General features: G+C 45.4%; 16 protein-coding genes. 10 read left to right on the top strand and 6 right to left on the bottom strand.

All coding sequences use genetic code 11. The features are described 5' to 3' along the window. Positions 1-160 precede the first annotated feature (160 nt). A complete protein-coding gene (locus tag E5342_RS06320) occupies positions 161-1,483 on the top strand; it encodes an MATE family efflux transporter (RefSeq protein WP_135959065.1) in 1,323 nt (440 codons plus the stop codon). Positions 1,484-1,487: 4 nt separating this feature from the next. Here E5342_RS06320 and E5342_RS06315 read toward each other — a convergent pair whose 3' ends face one another. Further along, entirely contained in the window at positions 1,488-2,612 is a 1,125-nt protein-coding gene (locus E5342_RS06315; RefSeq protein ID WP_135959064.1) for an ATP-binding protein, read from the bottom strand. Positions 2,613-2,868: 256 nt separating this feature from the next. Continuing rightward, positions 2,869-3,822, bottom strand: a complete 954-nt coding sequence (gene metF, locus E5342_RS06310; protein ID WP_135959063.1) for a methylenetetrahydrofolate reductase [NAD(P)H] — start codon at positions 3,820-3,822, stop codon at positions 2,869-2,871. A gap of 395 nt (positions 3,823-4,217) precedes the next feature. Here metF and E5342_RS06305 point away from each other — a divergent pair, with 395 nt between their 5' ends. From E5342_RS06305 to E5342_RS06285, 5 genes are all read left to right on the top strand, one after another. Then, positions 4,218-4,850 carry an HU family DNA-binding protein gene (locus E5342_RS06305; protein WP_135959062.1) on the top strand — a complete coding sequence of 211 codons (633 nt, stop codon included), beginning with the start codon at positions 4,218-4,220 and terminating at the stop codon, positions 4,848-4,850. Between the two features lie 243 nt (positions 4,851-5,093). Next, positions 5,094-6,113 carry a branched-chain amino acid aminotransferase gene (locus E5342_RS06300; protein ID WP_005858291.1) on the top strand — a complete coding sequence of 340 codons (1,020 nt, stop codon included), beginning with the start codon at positions 5,094-5,096 and terminating at the stop codon, positions 6,111-6,113. Between the two features lie 180 nt (positions 6,114-6,293). Further along, positions 6,294-7,472, top strand: coding sequence for an ATP-binding protein (locus E5342_RS06295; RefSeq protein ID WP_135959061.1), 1,179 nt, complete (start codon positions 6,294-6,296; stop codon positions 7,470-7,472). Between the two features lie 38 nt (positions 7,473-7,510). After that, positions 7,511-11,059, top strand: a complete 3,549-nt coding sequence (gene nifJ / locus E5342_RS06290; RefSeq protein ID WP_135959060.1) for a pyruvate:ferredoxin (flavodoxin) oxidoreductase — start codon at positions 7,511-7,513, stop codon at positions 11,057-11,059. A 70-nt stretch (positions 11,060-11,129) separates the two neighbouring features. After that, positions 11,130-11,711 (top strand): hypothetical protein, encoded by a 582-nt coding sequence (locus E5342_RS06285; protein WP_121735012.1) that lies wholly within the window; start codon positions 11,130-11,132, stop codon positions 11,709-11,711. A gap of 697 nt (positions 11,712-12,408) precedes the next feature. Here the strand turns inward: E5342_RS06285 and E5342_RS06280 are convergent. Then, entirely contained in the window at positions 12,409-13,578 is a 1,170-nt protein-coding gene (locus E5342_RS06280; protein WP_135959059.1) for a porin, read from the bottom strand. A 184-nt stretch (positions 13,579-13,762) separates the two neighbouring features. After that, the gene (locus E5342_RS06275) at positions 13,763-14,518 is read right to left on the bottom strand and encodes a 3-keto-disaccharide hydrolase (protein ID WP_135959058.1); all 756 of its coding nucleotides are present in this window, start codon (positions 14,516-14,518) and stop codon (positions 13,763-13,765) included. 143 nt (positions 14,519-14,661) lie between these two features. Between E5342_RS06275 and E5342_RS06270 the strand changes: the two genes are divergently transcribed. The 4 genes from E5342_RS06270 to E5342_RS06260 all read left to right on the top strand — a co-directional run bounded on the left by E5342_RS06270 (position 14,662) and on the right by E5342_RS06260 (position 17,601). Beyond that, entirely contained in the window at positions 14,662-15,438 is a 777-nt protein-coding gene (locus E5342_RS06270) for a Cof-type HAD-IIB family hydrolase (protein WP_135959057.1), read from the top strand. Positions 15,439-15,472: 34 nt separating this feature from the next. Continuing rightward, positions 15,473-16,015 carry a beta-class carbonic anhydrase gene (locus E5342_RS06265; RefSeq protein WP_121735008.1) on the top strand — a complete coding sequence of 181 codons (543 nt, stop codon included), beginning with the start codon at positions 15,473-15,475 and terminating at the stop codon, positions 16,013-16,015. Positions 16,016-16,201: 186 nt separating this feature from the next. Further along, the gene (locus tag E5342_RS19310; RefSeq protein WP_168354460.1) at positions 16,202-16,363 is read left to right on the top strand and encodes a hypothetical protein; all 162 of its coding nucleotides are present in this window, start codon (positions 16,202-16,204) and stop codon (positions 16,361-16,363) included. 233 nt (positions 16,364-16,596) lie between these two features. Next, positions 16,597-17,601 carry a M28 family metallopeptidase gene (locus E5342_RS06260; RefSeq protein WP_121735007.1) on the top strand — a complete coding sequence of 335 codons (1,005 nt, stop codon included), beginning with the start codon at positions 16,597-16,599 and terminating at the stop codon, positions 17,599-17,601. 545 nt (positions 17,602-18,146) lie between these two features. Here the strand turns inward: E5342_RS06260 and E5342_RS06255 are convergent. Together E5342_RS06255 and E5342_RS06250 are read right to left on the bottom strand one after the other, a co-directional pair. Continuing rightward, positions 18,147-18,503 (bottom strand): hypothetical protein, encoded by a 357-nt coding sequence (locus E5342_RS06255; protein WP_121735006.1) that lies wholly within the window; start codon positions 18,501-18,503, stop codon positions 18,147-18,149. A 191-nt stretch (positions 18,504-18,694) separates the two neighbouring features. Beyond that, complete coding sequence (locus E5342_RS06250) at positions 18,695-20,572, bottom strand: SusD/RagB family nutrient-binding outer membrane lipoprotein (RefSeq protein WP_135959056.1); 1,878 nt, start codon at positions 20,570-20,572, stop codon at positions 18,695-18,697. Positions 20,573-20,591 lie beyond the last annotated feature (19 nt).

Here is a 20,591-nt window from a genome sequence, read left to right as displayed (position 1 = left end):
CATGAGTATGCTAATTATCGTTAACCGTATTCTGTTTTTATATTATAGTTCATATCTCTTCGTATAAATGTAATATAATTAAGAAACGGATCGCATAGGGTAATATTGTGTGACTGGCTTCTTATTACTACCTTTGCCTCTCTTTTATTCTAGATTCATCATGCGATATACGAACAAACAAATTCTAAAGATCACGTATCCGGTATTGATCAGCTTGCTCATGGAGCATATGATCGGATTGACGGATACCGCTTATCTGGGGCGTGTCGGCGAGGTTGAGCTAGGTGCCTCCGCCTTGGCTGGGGTCTATTATCTCGTGATTTATATGCTAGGATTCGGTTTCAGCGTGGGCGCTCAGGTGCTGATGGCACGTCGTAACGGTGAGGGGGAGTATAAACGGATCGGCGAGGTTTTTACGCAAGGCGGGCTATTCCTTTTTCTGCTGGCGGCGGTGTTGTTTACGGCCTCTAATCTGCTTACGCCCTATCTGCTCCACCGGATGATCGGCTCGGAAGAGGTGTATCGGGCGACGATGAGTTATCTGGACTGGCGGGTGTACGGGTTCTTCTTTTCTTTTATAGCGGTGATGTTCCGTGCGTTTTACGTGAGTACGACGAATACGAAGATCTTGACGGCCAATTCGGTGGTGATGGTGCTTACCAACGTGGTCTTGAACTATATTTTGATATTCGGTAAGTTCGGTCTCCCCGTATTGGGGATAGCGGGTGCCGCTATCGCTTCCTTGATCTCGGAAGCTGTCTCCGTAATGTTCTTCGTGATTTATACGTGGAAGAAGGTAGAGTATAAGAAATACGGTCTGTTTCGTTTTACGAGAGTGGATTTCAGGATGCTGGGACAAATATTGAGCGTCTCTATCTGGGTAATGATCCAGCATGGGATCGCTTTTGGAGGGTGGTTTGTCTTCTTTATCGCTATGGAGCATCTGGGCGAGCGGCCGTTAGCAATTACGAATGTGGTACGTAGCATCTCCTCATTCCTGTTTATGTTCGTGAATGCTTTCGCCTCCACGAACAGCTCGCTGGTTAGTAACTTGATCGGCGCCGGGGAGTCGGACCGGGTACTTCCGCTTAGCCGGAGGATGATCGGGCTATGCTATGCGTTCGTGCTACCGATCGGTATCTTGATCGCTATGTTCCCGTCTACCGTATTGCGTATTTATACGGATAACCCGGATTTGATCGTTTGCTCGATTCCTTCGTTGTGGGTGATGCTGTCCTCTTATCTTTTCGCCGTTCCCGGTTTTATTTATTTCTTTAGCGTATCGGGGACAGGCAATACCCGCCGTGCGCTGGAAATCGATATGGCTAGCATATTCGTGTACGTATTATATATATTGTATGTTGCCGTATGGTTGCGTGCGGACGTGGCGGTTTGCTGGACTACGGAGTATGTATATAATATCATGATCCTTTCTTCTTTCTTCTATCTATGGAAAGGAAATTGGCTTAACAAGAAAATCTGAAGACTTATCTTTTGATTAGTACGGTAATTCGTAAGGATAAATCAAAAAAGACCATCTTGGCATTCACGTTCTGTGTGATATGGCGTTCCGCTTTCGCCAATTCTTCCATCAAATCGATTACGTTTCGCTCGTTGACGAAAGGGGAGAACTTAACGGAGAAGCTAGCCTCGTCCAGATTCATATAATTAAGTTCCGGCGATTGGAACCGGTACATGAAGTTCTCCCGGATCAAATGCTGACAATAGGAGAGGAAGTTCTTCTGTCGTTCCCGTCCGATCCCTGCCATGACGTCCGCCATCGCTTTCATACCTTTTACGTTTCGTGCCCATGAGTTTCGCATCATGGTCTTGAATTGCTCCAGAAAGAATTTATTTTCCTCGCCCAAGCTAATCGCCTCCATCGCCTTGATGAAACTTCCGGAGGAGAGGTGAGCGACGTGTTTAGCGTCATCGGGTGAAAGTCCGAAACGGGATATCATGGCATTCATGATAGCATCGGCCTCAATGGGACGGATGTGGATGCGTTGCGCACGAGATTGGATGGTCCCGAGGATAAGGTCCGGTGTCTCGGATACCATAAGGATAACCGTTTTCATAGGTGGCTCCTCTATGATTTTCAGAAGCTTGTTGGCGCAAGTGGGATGTAGTTTCTCCGGCAACCAAACCATCAGGATACGATATTCCGCCTCATAAATCTTTAGGCTCAGTTTATGGATAATCTCATCGCTTTCCTTGGAATAGATGATCGCTTGTGAGTTTCCGGCCTCGATATAATCCAGCCATTCATCCATATTGAAATAGGGATGCTCCTTGAGGAACCCACGCCATTCGCTGAGATAATCATCGCAGACCTCTTTCTTTTTCTCTTTCTTGGCTACGATCGGGAATACGAAATGCAAATCGGGATGTGCCAATTCGTCATATTTAAGGCATGACGGGCAACGTCCGCAAGCGTCCGTCTCCGTCCGGTTCGTACAATTCAGATAACGGGCGTAAGCCAAAGCCAGCGGAAACGCCCCGGCCCCCCCTTGCTCCGTGAATAACTGCGCATGGGGTACGATCCCTGTCCGAGCCGATTGCCTCAACCGTTCCTTTACTTCCTCTTGCCCGATGATATCTTTAAAATACATGAGATATTTCCTTTTCTTATAGAATAAAGAACGAAGTTACGGAAAAGTATTCAGATATCAAAAGGCGCGGGGTTTTGTAAATATCAATTGACATATGTAGAGTAAAACTAAGAACGGATACACTGCCAAGTCAAGTCCAATAAAGAATATATATTTCATTACCTTAGAATTTTAGAAATAACCATACTTAGTACATGATTGTTCAATCGTGTACTAAGTATTAGACAACTCAGCGTGGAAAAACCCCTATTGTATCTCAATAAATTTCTTTCGCTATTTTGTAAACGCTATCCGAGGCCATCATCGTGTAGAAATGTAAGCTCGGTACGCCATGGGCGATCAGATCCTTGCATTGCTGTATACACCATTCCACGCCCACCTCTTTCGCTTCCGCATCATCTTTACATTTACGTAATTCTGTCGCGAAAGGCTCCGGGATATCCGTACGGAATATCTTCGGAAGAACCGTTAATTGGTTCTTGAAAACGATCGGTTTGATACCGGGGATGATGGGAACCGTGATGCCTTCCGCACGGCAACGATCCACGAACGCATAATATTTTTCATTATCGAAAAACATCTGGGTTACCAGATATTCAGCGCCATTTTTTACTTTCTCCTTTAAGTAATAGATATCAGATTCCATATTGGGCGCTTCCTCGTGCTTCTCCGGATAGCAAGCCATGCCGTACGAGAAGGGAGTCTCTATACCGTCTATCTTGGAACCGTCTAACGCGATACCTTCGTTGAAATGATTTACCTGCTGTTGCAAGTCAGTCGCGTGGTCGTGATATAACTCCGGGTTTTGCTGGGAGGCCTCTAAGGTCTTTGTATCTCCCCTTAATATCAAGAGGTTGTTTACGCCTAGGAAGTTCAAATCGATCAAAGCGTATTCCGTCTCGTCTTTCGTAAAGCCTTTACATATAATATGAGGTACGGCAGGAATACCGTATTTATTCTGGATAGCCGAAGCGATCGCTACGGAGCCCGGACGTTTACGGATGTTTACTTTTTGGAAACTTCCGTCTGGTAAGGTTTTATAGACGAACTCGCTATGGTGGGAGGTGATATTTATGTATTTAGGGTCGAATTCCTTCAACTTGTCAATTACATTATACACCTTCTGGATACTGTTACCTTTCAGCGGCGGTAATATCTCGAAAGAAAAAGCGGTACTCTTACTATTCCTTATCAGATCAATGACTTTCATGTGTTATTCTGTTATTTTTAGACGCGAATGTAACGAAAATATTGATAACGACAGGTCATTAATCGATGTTACTCTCATATTCTGGGTTATTGTAGAAGGCGTCTCCGTACATTTGTTCCAGTGTTTTATCTGCGATTGTAGCGGAATTTATCGAAAAAAACGCTTTCTTCTGGCAGTATAGTTGTTCGGATGCCTTTCCTTTCTTTGCAAGAACTGTATATATTCTATAATCGGTGACAGTGATTTTGTAATCAGTGCCACTGATTGTAAGATCGCTGGTGCTGATCGTAAAAACAGTGTCGTAGATTTGGAAATGGAGCTAAGTTTGAGTATATTTGTATATGTATGGTGAAGGTTTTATATATGATTGATTATTATTAATATCTAATAGATTTATGGCAAGATACATTAAGCAAGAGATGAGCGACCTAAATGGTACGGGTGAGAAACGGGTGTTCTATCGGATGAAGATAGAGCGGAACATCGATATGAAGGACTTTACGGAGCGGATTGCCTATCCGGGGTCGGGGCTTAGCAGGGCTAGCGTGATGCACGTGATGACCTCGGTGGCGGATTGCTTGGCCCGTTACATGGCGGAGGGATGCTCGGTGACGCTTGAGGGCATCGGTACGTTCAAGCCTCAGTTGGGCTTGGTCAAGAATAAGGAGATGGATACGATGGATGGCGATGACACGAAGCGTAATGCCCGGAGTATTGAGGTGAACGGTATCAGTTTCAAGGCCGACAAGACGTTGGTACGAGAGACACGGATGTGCTGCGACCTGTCCCGTGGCGGGATAAGTCGTGTTAGGAAATCGCCCTATACGGAGGAGGTGCGCCTCTCCCGTGCGTTGGAGTATCTGAAGGAACATCCCTTTTTGCGCATATCGGACTATATGGCGATCAATGGTATGAAACGGACTAGCGCTACATTGGAACTGCAACGCTTGAGCGGCGACCCGGTGAGCGGTATCACCATATCCGGTTGGGGAAGCCATAAGGTATATGTCCGATCCGGTCGCCCTTGATTTCCCAGAGCAAGAGTTGGAGAATGAGTTCGACCAAGTGATAGATCATATATTCGTTATAGGCCGAAATGTAGCCTTCCGCTTGCTTTTTTTAGTTTATAGGCCGAACTATATATAAATTAGCGTATATTTGCGGTACACAAAATCTCCCGTAGCGACGGCTATGGGCGTTTTTGCTTTTGAACGATATTATTAACAGTGTAATTTGTTAATTTTAAACTAATTACAGCAAATTATATAGATATGGAAAATTTAAATTGGTCTGAGCTGGGATTTGGTTATATCAAGACAGACTACAATGTAAGATGCTACTATCGTGACGGTAAATGGGGTGAGTTGGAAGTTTCTTCATCCGAGATTATCAATATTCACATGGCCGCTACTTGCTTGCATTACGGACAAGAGTCTTTCGAGGGCTTGAAGGCCTTCCGCGGGAAAGACGGTAAGATCCGTGTATTCCGTATGGATGAGAACGCTAAACGTATGCAATCTTCCAGCCGGGGTATCAAGATGGCTGAGTTGCCTGTAGAGATGTTCGAGGAAGCTGTACGTAAGGTCGTGAAATTAAATGAGCGTTTCGTTCCTCCTTATGAGAGTGGTGCCGCTTTATATATTCGTCCGCTGATGATCGGCTTGGGTGCTCAGGTGGGTGTGAAGCCGGCTCCCGAATATATGTTTATGATATTTGTCACTCCGGTAGGTCCGTATTTCAAGGGTGGATTCCAGCCCTCAAAGGTATGCGTGCTTCGTGAGTACGACCGTGCGGCTCCTAACGGAACGGGTACGATCAAGGTGGGTGGTAACTATGCCGCTAGCTTGGTAGCTGGCGAGATCGCTCATTCCAAGGGATACGCAGCCGTATTGTATCTGGATCCGAAAGAGAAGAAGTATCTGGATGAGTGCGGTCCGGCGAACTTCTTCGGAATCCGTGGCAACAGCTATATCACTCCGCAATCCCACTCGATCTTGCCTTCGATCACGAACAAGAGCTTGCAGCAATTGGCCGAGGATATGGGCTTGACGGTAGAGCGTCGTCCGGTTCCTTTCGAGGAGATCGCTACGTTCGACGAGGCTGCCGAGTGTGGTACCGCCGCAGTTATCGCCCCGATCTCACAAATCGACGATTTGGATGAGAACAAATCTTTTGTTATCGCCAAAGACGGCAAACCGGGGCCTGTTTGCGAGAAATTATATCATAAGCTACGTGCCATCCAGTATGGCGACGAGCCGGATACTTACGGATGGATCTCGATCATTGAATAATATCTTTTGTTTCGTAAGGACTGGAGTGCGCTCCGTCTTTACGAGACAGAATACGTTGATAGGCAATTGTTAGTTTGAACTTTACTTTTTGCAATAAAATTGCAATCTCCGCATTGCAAATGAGAAAAGATGTTTATCTTTGCATCGGTAATTCCAAATTTTCAATTACCAATTATGTAGGTGGAAGCATTCTTTAAAACACATAAATATCTGGTAGAGCATCTGTATTCTCCGGTACGAAGGGGATTGATGGATGAGATCAATTGGGAGGATCGGTTGATCGGTATTAAAGGTTCGCGAGGAGTCGGAAAGACCACTTTCTTGTTAGACTATGCCCGTGAATATTTTGGTGCCGATAATAAGGAATGCTTATACATTAACTTAAATCATTTCTATTTTACGGAACGCACACTCGTTGATTTCGCCGCCGAGTTTCGGGCTAAAGGTGGAAAGGTGCTGTTGATAGACCAAGTGTTTAAGTATTCCAATTGGTCGAGAGAGTTGCGGTATTGCTATGATAATTTCGAGGACTTGAAGATCGTTTTCTCCGGCTCATCGGTGATGCGTCTGAAAGAGGAGAACCCGGACCTGTCCGGCAAGGTGGTATCGTATAACCTCAGGGGGTTCTCGTTCCGTGAGTTCTTGAACTTGATGTCCGGGAACCAGTTTCCTGCGTACACGTTCGATGAGGTAGTAGAGAATCATCAGGAAATCGCCAAACGTATTTGCTCGATCGTAAGGCCGATGGCTTATTTCCAAGATTATCTCCATCATGGTTTCTATCCGTTCTTCTTGGAAAAGCGCAACTTCTCCGAGAACCTGCTGAAGACCATGAACATGATGCTAGAGGTGGACGTGTTATACATAAAACAAATCGAACAAAGCTATCTGCCAAAGCTACGCAAACTACTCTACTTATTGGCTACGAGTGCCCCTTGTACCCCAAACGTGAGTCAGTTGAGTAAAGATATCGAGACATCCCGGGCCACCGTGATGAATTATATCAAGTATTTGACAGATGCCCGTTTGATGAGTATGCTGTATCCGGTGGGCGAATCCTTTCCGAAGAAACCCTCCAAGGTATATATGTATAACTCGAACCTGATGTACCCCATCCGCCCGATGGAGGTAAATGCCGGGGCGGTGCGTGAGTCGTTCTTTTATAACCAACTATTGAAAGACAATGAGCTGAATGAAGGAAATAAGAACGCCCACTTTCTGGTGAATATGATGTATAATTTCCGGATCGAGGAAAATATGAAAGTGAAGAACAATCCGGATATGTACTATGCTGTCGATAAGACCGAGATCGGGGAGGGGAACATGATCCCGCTTTGGTTGTTCGGTTTTCTATATTGAGTAAGGATATTTTTTAATACTAATAGTTTTATAGGTCTATGACAAAACAGAAGAAATTTTTAACCTGTGATGGTAACCAGGCCGCTGCTCATATCTCGTATATGTTCAGCGAGGTAGCTGCGATTTACCCCATCACTCCGTCGTCTACAATGGCTGAATATGTAGATGAATGGGCTGCAGCCGGACGTAAGAATATTTTCGGCGAGACTGTAATGGTACAGGAAATGCAATCAGAGGGTGGTGCCGCAGGTGCTGTTCACGGTTCATTGCAAGCGGGTGCCTTGACAACAACCTACACTGCTTCTCAAGGTTTGTTGCTTATGATCCCTAATATGTACAAGATCGCCGGTGAATTGCTTCCTTGCGTTTTCCACGTATCCGCTCGTACATTGGCTTCTCATGCGTTGTGTATCTTCGGTGACCATCAAGACGTGATGTCTGCTCGTCAGACAGGTTTCGCCATGTTGGCCGAGGGTTCCGTACAGGAGGTTATGGACTTGGCCGGTGTCGCTCACTTGGCTACGATCAAGTCTCGTGTGCCGTTCGTGAACTTCTTCGACGGTTTCCGTACCTCTCACGAGATCCAGAAGATCGAGGCTTTGGAGAATGAGGACTTGGCTCCGCTTATCGACCAGAAGGCCTTGGCTGAGTTCCGTGCCCGTGCCTTGAATCCGGAGAGACCGGTCGCTCGCGGTATGGCCGAGAACCCGGATCATTTCTTCCAGCACAGAGAATCTTCCAACACGTACTACGAAGCAGTTCCCGCTATCGTAGAAGAATATATGAACGAGGTTTCCAAGATCACAGGCCGTAAATACGGTTTGTTCGATTATTACGGAGCTGAGGACGCTGAGCGTGTGATCATCGCCATGGGTTCTGTTACGGAGGCCGCTCGTGAGGCTATCGATCACTTGATCGCTAAGGGCGAGAAGGTAGGTTTGGTATCCGTTCACTTGTATCGTCCGTTCTCCGCTAAGCATTTCTTGGCTGCCGTGCCTAAGACCGCTAAGCGTATCGCCGTATTGGATCGTACGAAAGAGCCGGGTGCTAACGGTGAGCCGTTGTATCTGGACGTAAAAGACTGCTTCTATGGCCAGGAGGATGCTCCGGTTATCGTAGGTGGCCGTTATGGTTTGGGTTCTAAGGATACGACTCCGGCTCAGATCCTGTCCGTATTCGAGAACTTGGCGTTGCCGATGCCGAAGAACCAGTTCACGATCGGTATCGTGGATGACGTTACTTTCACTTCTCTGCCTCAGAAGGAAGAGATCGCCTTGGGCGGTGAGGGTATGTTCGAGGCTAAGTTCTACGGTTTGGGTGCCGACGGTACGGTAGGCGCTAACAAGAACTCGGTGAAGATTATCGGTGATAATACGGATAAATACTGTCAGGCTTATTTCTCTTACGACTCTAAGAAATCCGGTGGTTTCACTTGTTCTCACTTACGTTTTGGTGATCATCCGATCCGTTCTACTTATTTGGTGAATACCCCGAACTTCGTGGCTTGCCACGTTCAGGCTTATTTGCGCATGTACGACGTGACTCGCGGTTTGCGTGAGAACGGTACCTTCTTGTTGAATACCGTTTGGGGCGCTGAGGAGTTGGCTAAGCACTTGCCTAATAAGGTAAAACGTTACTTCGCTCAGAAGAATATCACTGTATATTATATCAACGCTACACAGATCGCCTTGGAGATCGGTTTAGGTAACCGTACCAATACGATCCTTCAGTCCGCTTTCTTCCGTATCACAGGTGTTATCCCTGTAGACTTGGCTATCGAGCAGATGAAGAAATTCATCGTTAAGTCTTACGGTAAGAAGGGAGAGGACGTAGTTAACAAGAACTACGCAGCTGTAGACCGTGGTGGCGAGTACAACCAATTGACGGTTGATCCCGCTTGGGCTAATCTTCCGGATGATGAGGCTGTTGTAAACAACGATCCCGCTTTCATCAACGAGGTAGTTCGTCCGATCAACGCTCAGGATGGCGACTTATTGAAGGTTTCCGCATTCAAGGGCATCGAGGATGGTACTTGGGCGCAAGGAACCGCTAAATACGAGAAACGTGGCGTGGCCGCTTTCGTTCCGGTTTGGAATGAGGCGAACTGTATCCAGTGTAACCAATGTGCTTACGTTTGTCCTCACGCTTCTATCCGTCCGTTCGTATTGAACGATGAGGAGCAGAAGGGCGCTAGCTTCGCCATGTTGGATGTGAAGGCTCCGGCCGCTATGAAGGGTATGAAGTTCCGTATGCAGGTAGACGTTATGGACTGCTTGGGTTGCGGTAACTGTGCTGATGTTTGTCCGGGATTCAAGGGCAACAAGGCTTTGTCTATGGTTCCGCTGGAAGGTCAGTTGGCTGAGGCCGATAACTGGAACTACTGCGTGGCTAACGTTTCTTCTAAGCAAAACTTGGTAGACGTGAAGTCTAACGTGAAGAACTCACAGTTCGCTACTCCGTTGTTTGAATTCTCCGGTGCTTGCTCCGGTTGTGGCGAGACTCCGTACGTGAAGTTGATCACCCAGTTGTTCGGCGACCGCGAGATGGTGGCTAACGCTACCGGATGTTCTTCTATCTACTCCGGTTCTGTTCCTTCCACTCCTTATACTACGAACGAGAAGGGTCAAGGTCCTGCTTGGGCAAACTCTTTGTTCGAGGACTTCTGCGAGTTCGGCTTGGGTATGGAATTGGCGAACGAGAAGATGCGTAAACGTTTGGAAGGCTTGTTGCAACAGATCACCGTGGGCGAGCATGCTCCGGCTGAGGCGAAAGAAATAGCCGCCGCTTGGATCGCTAATCAGAACGACGCCGAGAAGACGAAGGAATTGGCTCCGCAGGTGATGGCGTTCGTTGAGCAAGGCATCAAGGAGGGTTGTCCGGTTTGCGCTCAGATCAAGGAATTGTCTCACTTCTTGGTAAAACGTTCTCAATGGATTATCGGTGGTGACGGTGCTTCTTACGATATCGGTTACGGTGGTTTGGATCACGTGATCGCTTCCGGCAAGAACGTAAATATCTTGGTATTGGATACGGAGGTTTACTCTAATACGGGTGGTCAGTCTTCTAAGTCTACTCCGGTGGGCGCTATCGCTAAGTTCGCTGCCGCTGGTAAGAGAGTACGTAAGAAAGATCTTGGCTTGATGGTTACTACTTACGGTTACGTATATGTGGCTCAGATCGCTATGGGTGCCGACCAAGCTCAGACATTGAAGGCGATCCGCGAGGCCGAGGCTTACGACGGTCCTTCATTGATCATCGCCTACGCTCCTTGTATCAACCACGGTTTGAAGAAGGGTATGGGTAAGTCGCAAGCTGAGGAGAAAGAAGCCGTAGCATGCGGTTACTGGCACTTGTGGCGTTACAACCCGGCTTTGGAGGCAGAGGACAAGAATCCGTTCACCTTGGATAGCAAGGAGCCGGATTGGAGCAAGTTCCAAGACTTCTTGAAGGGTGAGGTTCGTTTCGCTTCCGTAGCTAAACAATATCCGGCTGAGGCCGCTGAGTTGTTTGCCGCCGCCGAGGAGAACGCTAAATGGCGTCTGCGTAGCTACAAACGTATGGCTGCCGAGAATTGGGATGTAGAATAATAAGAACAGAAGTGAAAATATGGGGGTGTGGTAATATTTAAAAGCCACACCCTTTTTGTTATAGAACGATATGTCTTTTTTTGAAAGTATAAATAGACTTTATAATGATAATGAATTTGATTTTTTAGATGTGTTAAATGAATCAATTCATGTGTCGGATTTAGTGCTAAATTGGCCAGAACCCCATAGTAGCGTTCTATATGGAATTCATACAAGAGCTTGTTTTTATAATCATAAAAATAGGATGTTCGAAATTATTTATGATCTATCAAATGATAGATGTGTATTTCAAGCTAAGAGAGAAAAAGTGAAATATCCGATAGGGTTATTGATGAAATACAATAATATAGAAAGATGTTATATCCATACAAATAGATGGTATCAAGCTTATAATGATAGTTCCAATCAATTTATAGAATCAAAAGAGTCTCATCCTGTTATTAATAATAATGTCGTTGATGTAATAAGAATTCAGAACTTCGTTATAGATAACTTTTGTATAATTACAGATGCTGATATATTTCGTTACTCCTTCTATCCTAAAAGAAATTATCGTTTTTTTCAATCAGTAGTATTTAAGCAATATGTTAATGTTGAAGATGAAATTATAGCAAAAAAGGTTATACAAGAGTGGCAGAATAATTTTTTTTAAAGACAGACAGTATGAGTCTGAAGATGGTGAAATAAGATATAGAACTGATGATTTATTGCTGGTTTTTAGGGAATATTTAAATATGGGAAGAAAAATAGATTCTTATATTAGAGAAAATGACACTTATGAGAATTGTTTTTATTTTAAAGTATTAGAAGAATATGTGGTGTTTCTTAAAAAAATCGGTATAATATTAACATTGGAGATTTTAAATGAGTTTGTGGAAGAATGTAGAAAAGAATCGTCACAATATTCCCATTATTCGTTATTACAGATGTTTTATTATCTGTTTTATAATAGGAATGGTGAAATTAGTGAATCAATATGCTGTCTGTTTAATAAATGTCAAAACAGGAAGGAGGCTCCTAAATTTTGTGTTGATATAAATACTACCTATAAAATAACGGGACGATTTTTGAAGTTGGCTTTTTTGTCTTGGAAATTTCGTGTAAATAGTTAAAATAAAGACGGTGTCTCCGGAAACGGAAGGCACCGCTTTTTTATGGGGTGGATGGGAATTTTACACGTATACTAGCATAGGCTTACACATATAGTGACGTAGAGCTACACATAAGGCAGTACTGACCTGCACTATCGTATGTGTAAGCCTGCGCTACCGTATCTACACGTTTGCATGAACGTTCTGCAATTATGCACGAATGTATCTACAAGCTTATACTACCGTATGCGCAGTTTGTCAGAAGATCGGGATCGAATAGACCAGCCCCAGCGATATACGGTGTGTATCCGGCTCTATGGCTCCCATTTGCGTGGCGGCTTTCTCTAGGATAACGCCCCGGTAGGTGTATAGGACGAATACGAAAAGGTCGAGTTGCTTGAAGGGGAAGAATTCCACGCTACTCTGTGCGTTCCACGAACGGCGGTACATCCCTTTCCGGAAATCACCGTTGCTCTTATACACCCGGGCGGTCTCGTACGCCCCTTTCACGTAAACGTTCCATTGGGGGTGGACACGGTAATCCACGTCGCCGATAATGGATAGGTATTCGGTGTTCATAGCGGTATGAGGCGTTCCGGGCAGACGGCTGACGACCCCATGCTGGTCGATCCCTTGGCGGGTGTACATAACGTCGAGGTACGTTAGCAACGGGCCTTTCTCATAGGTGTTGCCACAGGTGAAATAGTAGGAGTAGCGCTTGCGGGTCTGCTGCCCGACGGCGGTGGCATAACGCAGTTGCAAGGTCTTGTCCAGATAATAGCTATTCCAGTTGACCGTGTACATAAAGGGTATCTTGGCCTTGGCGGTACCCTCGGGAAGTCCGGTAGGGTAGATGTCCTCGTCGTTACCGTTGCGGTTATTCACGATCTGGAAACAAAGCTCGTGATCCGGGCTGACTTGCCAGTTGCCCGAGATACCGGCTTGGTAGGCGGTCAGTAAATTATTGAACTCGCTAAACTCTCGTACCCGGATGGAATTGACGTAATACTCGTATCCCCCGAAATTGACGAACTGCTTGCCGATCGTGAAATTGAGATTATGCCGTGCCTTCAGGTTCACGTAAGCCAGCTCGAGCGAGGAGGAGAGGTTGTCGAGCGAATAGGGATCGGAGTATTTGTTGAACGACTGCCGGTAATGATACCCCAGCCACTTGCCTACATCCCCCTTGATCTCCAGCCGGACACGGTTCAGCTTGAAGTTCATACCGTCTAGCCCCTTTCCGACAAACTCAGCGTTGGCCGAGGTGAAAAGCTGGAAGTTCATCTCGGCGCTATTGATCTTGATCTCCCCGTTCGATAATCGTTCCACGAGTGTAGGTTCCCCGTTATTCTCCCGAAGGGTTTCTTGGGCCGTCAGGCTGGCGTTCGTGGCTAGACAAAGCAAGAAAAGTAGAAAATGTTTCCTCATACGATAGATTTAGTTGGTAACAGGCTGCAAAAGTACAAACTGTTTTTGAATATACTTTAGGAGTACGGTTGGGTTAAAGAGAAACCCCGGCGAACCATAAGGTAATATGAACAGGTTTATTTAAAAGAGGGCGGTGCCTCCGGAAACGGAAGGCGTCGCTCTCTTTTAATGTATGGATACGCTCTTACAGGTTACGAATCCAGATATTCCGATAAGCCACCGGAACGCCATGGTCTTGCAAGAGCAAAGGCAAACGTCCGTGAGGCTTATAGGTCGGGAAGCCGATATACGGTGTGTTACCCTTCAGGATGTAGTTGTTTTGTACCAAGATACCGTTTAGAACGACAGTAACCATTGCGGGAGATTCCAAGACACCGTCTGTCCCGAAACGCGGAGCTTTCCAGTAGATATCATAGACTTGCCACTTCTCCGTGCCTGTGAAAGCATTTGCCAATGGAGCCTGCTGTTTGTAAATACTACCCACCATGCCGTTCACGTAAGTGGGGTTATCTTCGCCGTCTAGCACTTGTACCTCATAGATGCTTTGCAGGAAAATACCACTGTTTCCTTTCATCTGCAAGGTGTTCCTATCACCGGGTTTCGGTGTCTTGAACTCAATGTGCAGCTGGCAATCGCCGAAATATTCTTTAGTCTGGATGACTCCGGAACCCGGAACGACTACCATGGCACCGTTCTCTACTTTCCATTTGGCCTCTACCGGTTTACCGTCTTTTACGGGAGACACCCACTTGGATAGATCTTTGCCATCAAATAAGATGATGGCATCGGAGGGGGGATTGCCCGGCTTGTCGCCCGGTTGTACCTTGGCGGGTACTGGCGTGTACCATTCTGTAGCGGCGGGAGATACATGTCCTCCTTCTTGTGCGTTCACGGTCATGAAACTGTAGAACAGAGCAATAGCTAAAAATAACTTTTTCATTTGAATTAATTATTAAGAATGTTAAGTATACCCTGCAAAAGTAATGATTCATTTACGATAATGAAAAGCCTTTCTCAATAAAAAATAAGTGCGGAAAATAGGATGGGATGTTGTATCTTTGCTCATAAAATAGGATAATAAATATGATTAAGGCAGTATTTTTTGACATTGACGGTACGTTGGTAAGTTTCAAGACGCATAAACTACCGGACTCCACGGTCCGGGCCTTGGACCTGTTGCGGGAAAAGGGAATCAAGGTTTTCATCGCTACCGGCCGCCAGTTGCAATCTATCAATAACCTCGGGACGCAAGAGTTCGATGGCTATGTTACCTTGAACGGAGGATATTGCTTGGCCGGAAAAGATAAGGTTATCTATAAACATAATATCCCGTCGGAGGATATAGAGGCGTTGATCCGCTATCAAGAGAATGAGGAGGCGTTCCCGTGCGCCTTGGTGGAGGAAGATGGGATTTACCAGAACTACGTGGATGATTCTGTGCGACAGCTTTACGACATGCTAGACTTCCCTCATCCTCCCTTGCGTCCTTTGCGTGGCAACGGGGGTAAGGAAGTATACCAGCTGATAGCCTTTTTCTCTCCCGGCCATGAAGAACGTATCATGTCCGTCTTGCCGCATTGCGAGGCTACTCGTTGGAACCCGCTATTTGCGGATGTCGTGCCACGGGGGAGCAGTAAGGCGGTAGGGATCGATAAAATCATCGAGTATTACGGGATCTCGCTCCACGAGACGATGGCTTTTGGCGATGGAGGCAACGATATGGCCATGCTTCGCCATGCCGGGATCGGGGTGGCAATGGGTAACGCCGGCGACGAGGTGAAAGAGGCGGCGGATTACGTGACCGAATCCGTCGATGACGATGGTGTCATGAACGCTTTGAGACGTTTCGATGTTATATAAATGAAAAGTTTAATCACGCTAAATCACAAACGCTATGATTGATGAATTGATAAGCTATAATCGTGAGTTCGTAAAGAACAAGGGGTACGAGAAGTATATCACGAATAAATATCCCGATAAGAAGATCGCTATCGTGTCTTGCATGGATACCCGGCTGACCGAGTTGCTGCCCGCCTCCTTGGGTATCAAGAATGGAGACGTGAAAATTATAAAGAACGCCGGGGCGATCATATCTCACCCTTTCGGAAGCGTTATCCGGAGCTTGATGGTGGCGATTTACGAGCTGGGGGTTGTAGAGGTAATGATAATCGGGCATACCGATTGTGGAGCCAAGCACATGAACAGCTCCGAGATGATCGAAAAGATGAAAGAGCGGGGAATCCCGCAGGAACGTATAGATATGATCCGTTATTGCGGCATAAATTTCGAGTCGTGGTTGCGGGGATTCGAGACCTCCGAGGTTTCCGTACACGAGACCGTGGAGCAAATCCGGAATCATCCGCTGATTCCGTCGGATATAACGGTAAGAGGGTTTGTAATAGATTCTGTTACAGGAGAATTAACGCCGGTGGAGTAATCCCCGGCGTATTTAGACTTATTTGCACAAGTCATAAATAATCGAAAAAATGAAATATTTTCTTATGTTCTACAACATTGTTTCGAATAAAATGGTTATCTTTGTAACGACTTAAGAAAGAAAGATCGTTTTAGGATTATTTATTAACTGGCTTTCCAAGCGTGGAAAGCGTAAAACAAAAAGATTATGATGATGAGAGAAAATGAGAAAAGCCTTCGTGCTTTAGCGATGTTGCGTTATCAAGCAGATCGTTACCAGTCAACTGGCAATGGTGCCATGAGTCAGCGATTAAACGCTGAGATCCGTCGCCTTATGAGCGAAATGAGTGTAGATGCGGATAAGAACTAAAAGACCGCGTCTTTTTAAGTAAATAATTGAAGTAAGAAATAAATTAGATGTCATCTCTTACCTCCGTTCAAAACGGAATGGTGAGAGATAGGAAATGAGGATTACCTTTGGCGATACGGCCGGGTGAGCCTTTTTTTTGTGCCCTTTCCTTTCCTTCTCCTTCGCGTATCAGGGAAATTACTTATATTTGTGGATGAAAAAGCTAAAACAATAATCATTTGAACACAAAAACGATGAAAAAAGCAGGATTACTCTTAATGTCGCTGGCATTAAGTACGGCTCTTTGGGCGGAAAGTCCGGAGAAGAAAGGTTTGGACGTGATAAATAGATCGACCGCCGAGGCGCATATCGGTTTCTTGGCCGATGATGATCTGGAGGGCCGTGAGGCCGGTTTCCGTGGAGGCCGTATAGCGGGCGATTATATCGTGGCGAACCTGAAATCATTGGGTATCGACCCTGTAGGAGACTCTTATTACCATCCGTTTGAGGCTTACCATATGGAACGCCAGAAGAGAGGGGCCCGCTGGCAGGTGCAGCCGGATTCCATAGCGGCTATCAAGCAAACCGGTGTTTTCCAGAAACTTTCCTTGAATAATATCTTGGGTAAGATAGAGGGCAAGAACCCGAGTGAGATCGTGATCGTCGGCGCTCACTATGACCATCTGGGTATCGACCCGATGCTGGATGGCGACCTGGTCTATAACGGGGCGGACGATAACGCCTCCGGAGTCTCTGCCGTTTTGCAGATAGCGAGGGCTTTCCTTGCCACGGGCCAGCAACCGGAGCGAACCGTTATATTCGCTTTCTGGGACGGTGAGGAGAAAGGGCTTCTCGGATCGAAAGCCTTCGTTCAGTCTTTTCCAGAGATAAAGAACGTGAAAGGATATTTGAATTTCGATATGATCGGCCGTAACAATAACGAAGCGAAGCCTACCCATGTGGTTTATTTCTATACAGAGGCGCACCCTGCTTTCGGCGATTGGCTGAAGAACGATATCAAGAAATACAACTTGAATCTGGCACCGGATTATCGTCCGTGGGATAACCCGGTAGGAGGGAGTGATAACGGTTCCTTCGCTAAGATAGGTATCCCTATTATCTGGTATCATACCGACGGGCATCCGGATTACCATCAACCGAGCGACCATGCCGACCGGATTAATTGGGACAAGGTGGTGAATATCACGAAGGCCTCGTTCCTTAATATGTGGAATATGGCGAATGAGAAGGAGTTCTAGGAGAATATTGGAAACCGGACCTAATAAAACAGCTTCGCTAAGTAAATCTTGGCGAGGCTGTCGTTTTTATGCTTCTCTTTTGACTTGAAGTGATAGACTTGGAATACATCATACATTAAGTCCGTTGGTGACGGTACGTTTAATGCTATGCGATGCGGGATTTTAGTTACAGGGAAACCATGTGCGCTATATATTTCACCAGCATAGGCACAAGCCATGAGCACTAGTGCTTAGCGTCTACACTGATAGTGCTTACAGCCCATGCCTATAATGGCATTCAGCAACACCGATACTCATATAAAATGGGATCACTTTTAATGTGTTTAACATGTTATATGCACCGGATATTTCCGCTGCTTCGTTTTAATCCTCAATGTGTATTCGGGCGTTATAAAATCGTTTGCCGTTAAGGATTTCATTTAGAACTGTTACATTCTTTGCGACCAGCATTACTAATCTATAAAGAGTAGTACTTACTTTGCCGGAGAAGATATACTTCGATGTCACTTGAAGTATATCTTCTTTGGATATGTCTTTACTATTGTTTACTTTCCATAATGGGCTTTACAGTAATCATAATTTTGTAATATCATATAGTATGTATTTCTATATCTCAAGAGGACATCGTCTGGGGTGCCAATTTTCCAGTTAGGATTGCCTGCTTGGTCTATAGTGATCGGATTAGTGAAATGCATTTGGAAGTCTTCGATTAAATCTCTGAATTTCCAGTCACGATCAGTTTCACAACTACCTTCCCCTAATTCTGGATCAGGTATTATTATTGGAGGTGTGGAATCTGGATATATAACCTCACAGCTTTGTGGCGACGGCTTTATTTCCTCATGTGAGCAGTTTGAAAAAATAAATGCTAAAGAGAAAATAAGAATAATGCTTTTTTTCATAATGACCCAATTTCGTTGATAAATAAATGATAGTAAATATATAAATAATCTGAATGATTATCCGTATACACCTAATTAAATATTACAAACTTACCCAAGAATACATTTTTGTTTGTAAACTTGGGTAAAGTTCTTGGGGTTATATTTAGAGAAGAGATTAGGATTTCATTCTCATATAAAGAGCACGAAGGTTAAAAGACCGGACCGGAACCCCATTGCGGAGCGTTGATATCTTGCCAGATACGTTCGCTGTTCAAGATGCTGCCGGAACCAATACTGAAGCCTTGCTCTTTGTAAGCCTGATTCAATACATCATACATTAAGTCCGTTGGTGACGGTGCGTTTAATGCTACGCGACGCGGGATTTTAGTTACAGGGAAACCATGTGCGCTGTAATCCATGCGTGGGAAAATAGAAGATCCTATTTTGGGCACGCCTGAACGACGAGCGGTAGAGTAAGCGTCGATCGGCGACATTAAGAAGTGTAGGATCTGTTGGATATATACCTTTTCCAAATCAGAGGCCTTGTCTCCGGTCAACTGATAGTCTTTATGAGACATCATTTCGTCGATCTCGCCCGCAACCAAATCAATAGGTTTCTCATGTGGATCATAATTGTAAGTCGTACCATAATACGGGATTTTATTCAAACGAGCCAGACGGTCATATTCCTCAACAGAAGCTCGGATCGCTTTATTGAAATAGTCTTGAGCCGATCCAGGCAGATTTGCGCCTAATAATTTGAACTCAGCAAGATACAGGTTCACTTCGGCGGTTGTCATATACATACCATACCAAGGAACATCCTCAATGTCTTGGATGACAGGATCTCCTGCTGCAACCGGATAGGTGAAATCAATTCGGCCATACACCTGCTCTTGCTGGAAGCGAGAGAACGGTCTATAGGTATAATCATCGTTGTATTTACAATTGATTGAATAGTTGAACCAATCGCCAAACTTACCGGCTTGTTGTCCTGCATTATAATCCAACGGGAATCCGTAGTAGCGTACCCACGGTTCGCCGGCACCTTTCCATGAGTTGAATTTGTATTTGCCGTCAGCGTCCACCGTATAATCGATATTTTCCATAATATAGTGGGGTACTTGGGACTGCTTGCCTGCGTCGAAGAACAACTGTACAACTTTGGAGTTCCAATCATTCTTTTGAAAGACGAACCGGACACGTGGGTCGCGATTACTTACCATCAAGTCGATCAATGTCTTTGATCCTCCCACACTTTGCAGAATACTGTTGCTCCAGTGATAGGTCTTATCTTGGTTGGATGAATTGTAACTGGCCTTGTTGAACAAGAAATCATCAGCCTCGCCATCCAATACTCCACAAGAAGCCTTTGCTACTTGCTCTGCGATTTGGATCGCTTTCGCACGGTCTTGCGAGATCAAACGGGCGGCGATTTTTAATTTCAATGAGTTCGCCAATTTCGCCCATTTGTCTTTTTGACCGTTATAAATAGCATCCTGTTGCGTGTTGAAGACTTGGTTCTGGGCAGTCGTGAAGGTGACAATCGCTGCGTCCAAATTACTCAACCATAAATTATACAAGCTTTCGACACTGTCGTATTTAGGTGTCAATGTACCCCCGTGTAACGCTTGAGCGGCCTCTGTATGAGGTATGTTTCCGATGAAATCAGAATCGAAGATTCCCATATAAGCGCACAATACATTGATGGCTGCCTCGTATGCCTCATACAAACTGCTCTCTTCTTCCGGCATCTGCGAACGAAGATATTTGATCTCGTTTGCATATTTCAATACGTCGATCGATTTGAATCCGGGATTCGTACCCCCGTCGAACACGGTAGATGTCACGCCGCCTGTGCTGACTAACAGCTGTGTCCATTGGTACATTTGGTCTGCGTTATAGAACCAATACGTATAATCGGATGGCTCAAAGTCCAAAACACCTTGGGCGAACAAGTAGCTGATATCGCCTTTCGTCACCGTCGAGGGGTCTTGGTTTAATTCTGCGAAATCATCCTGGCAACCGGTCATCAACAAAGAAGAACCTGCCAGTAGCAAGGATGTTATATAATGATATTTTTTCATATCTCTATTCTTTATTTTA

Origin of the sequence: Parabacteroides distasonis (genome assembly GCF_004793765.1) — a bacterium.
Classification (GTDB): domain Bacteria; phylum Bacteroidota; class Bacteroidia; order Bacteroidales; family Tannerellaceae; genus Parabacteroides; species Parabacteroides distasonis_A.
Note: the sequence above shows the minus strand (reverse complement) of the source record. Positions and strands in the feature narration are given on the sequence as shown.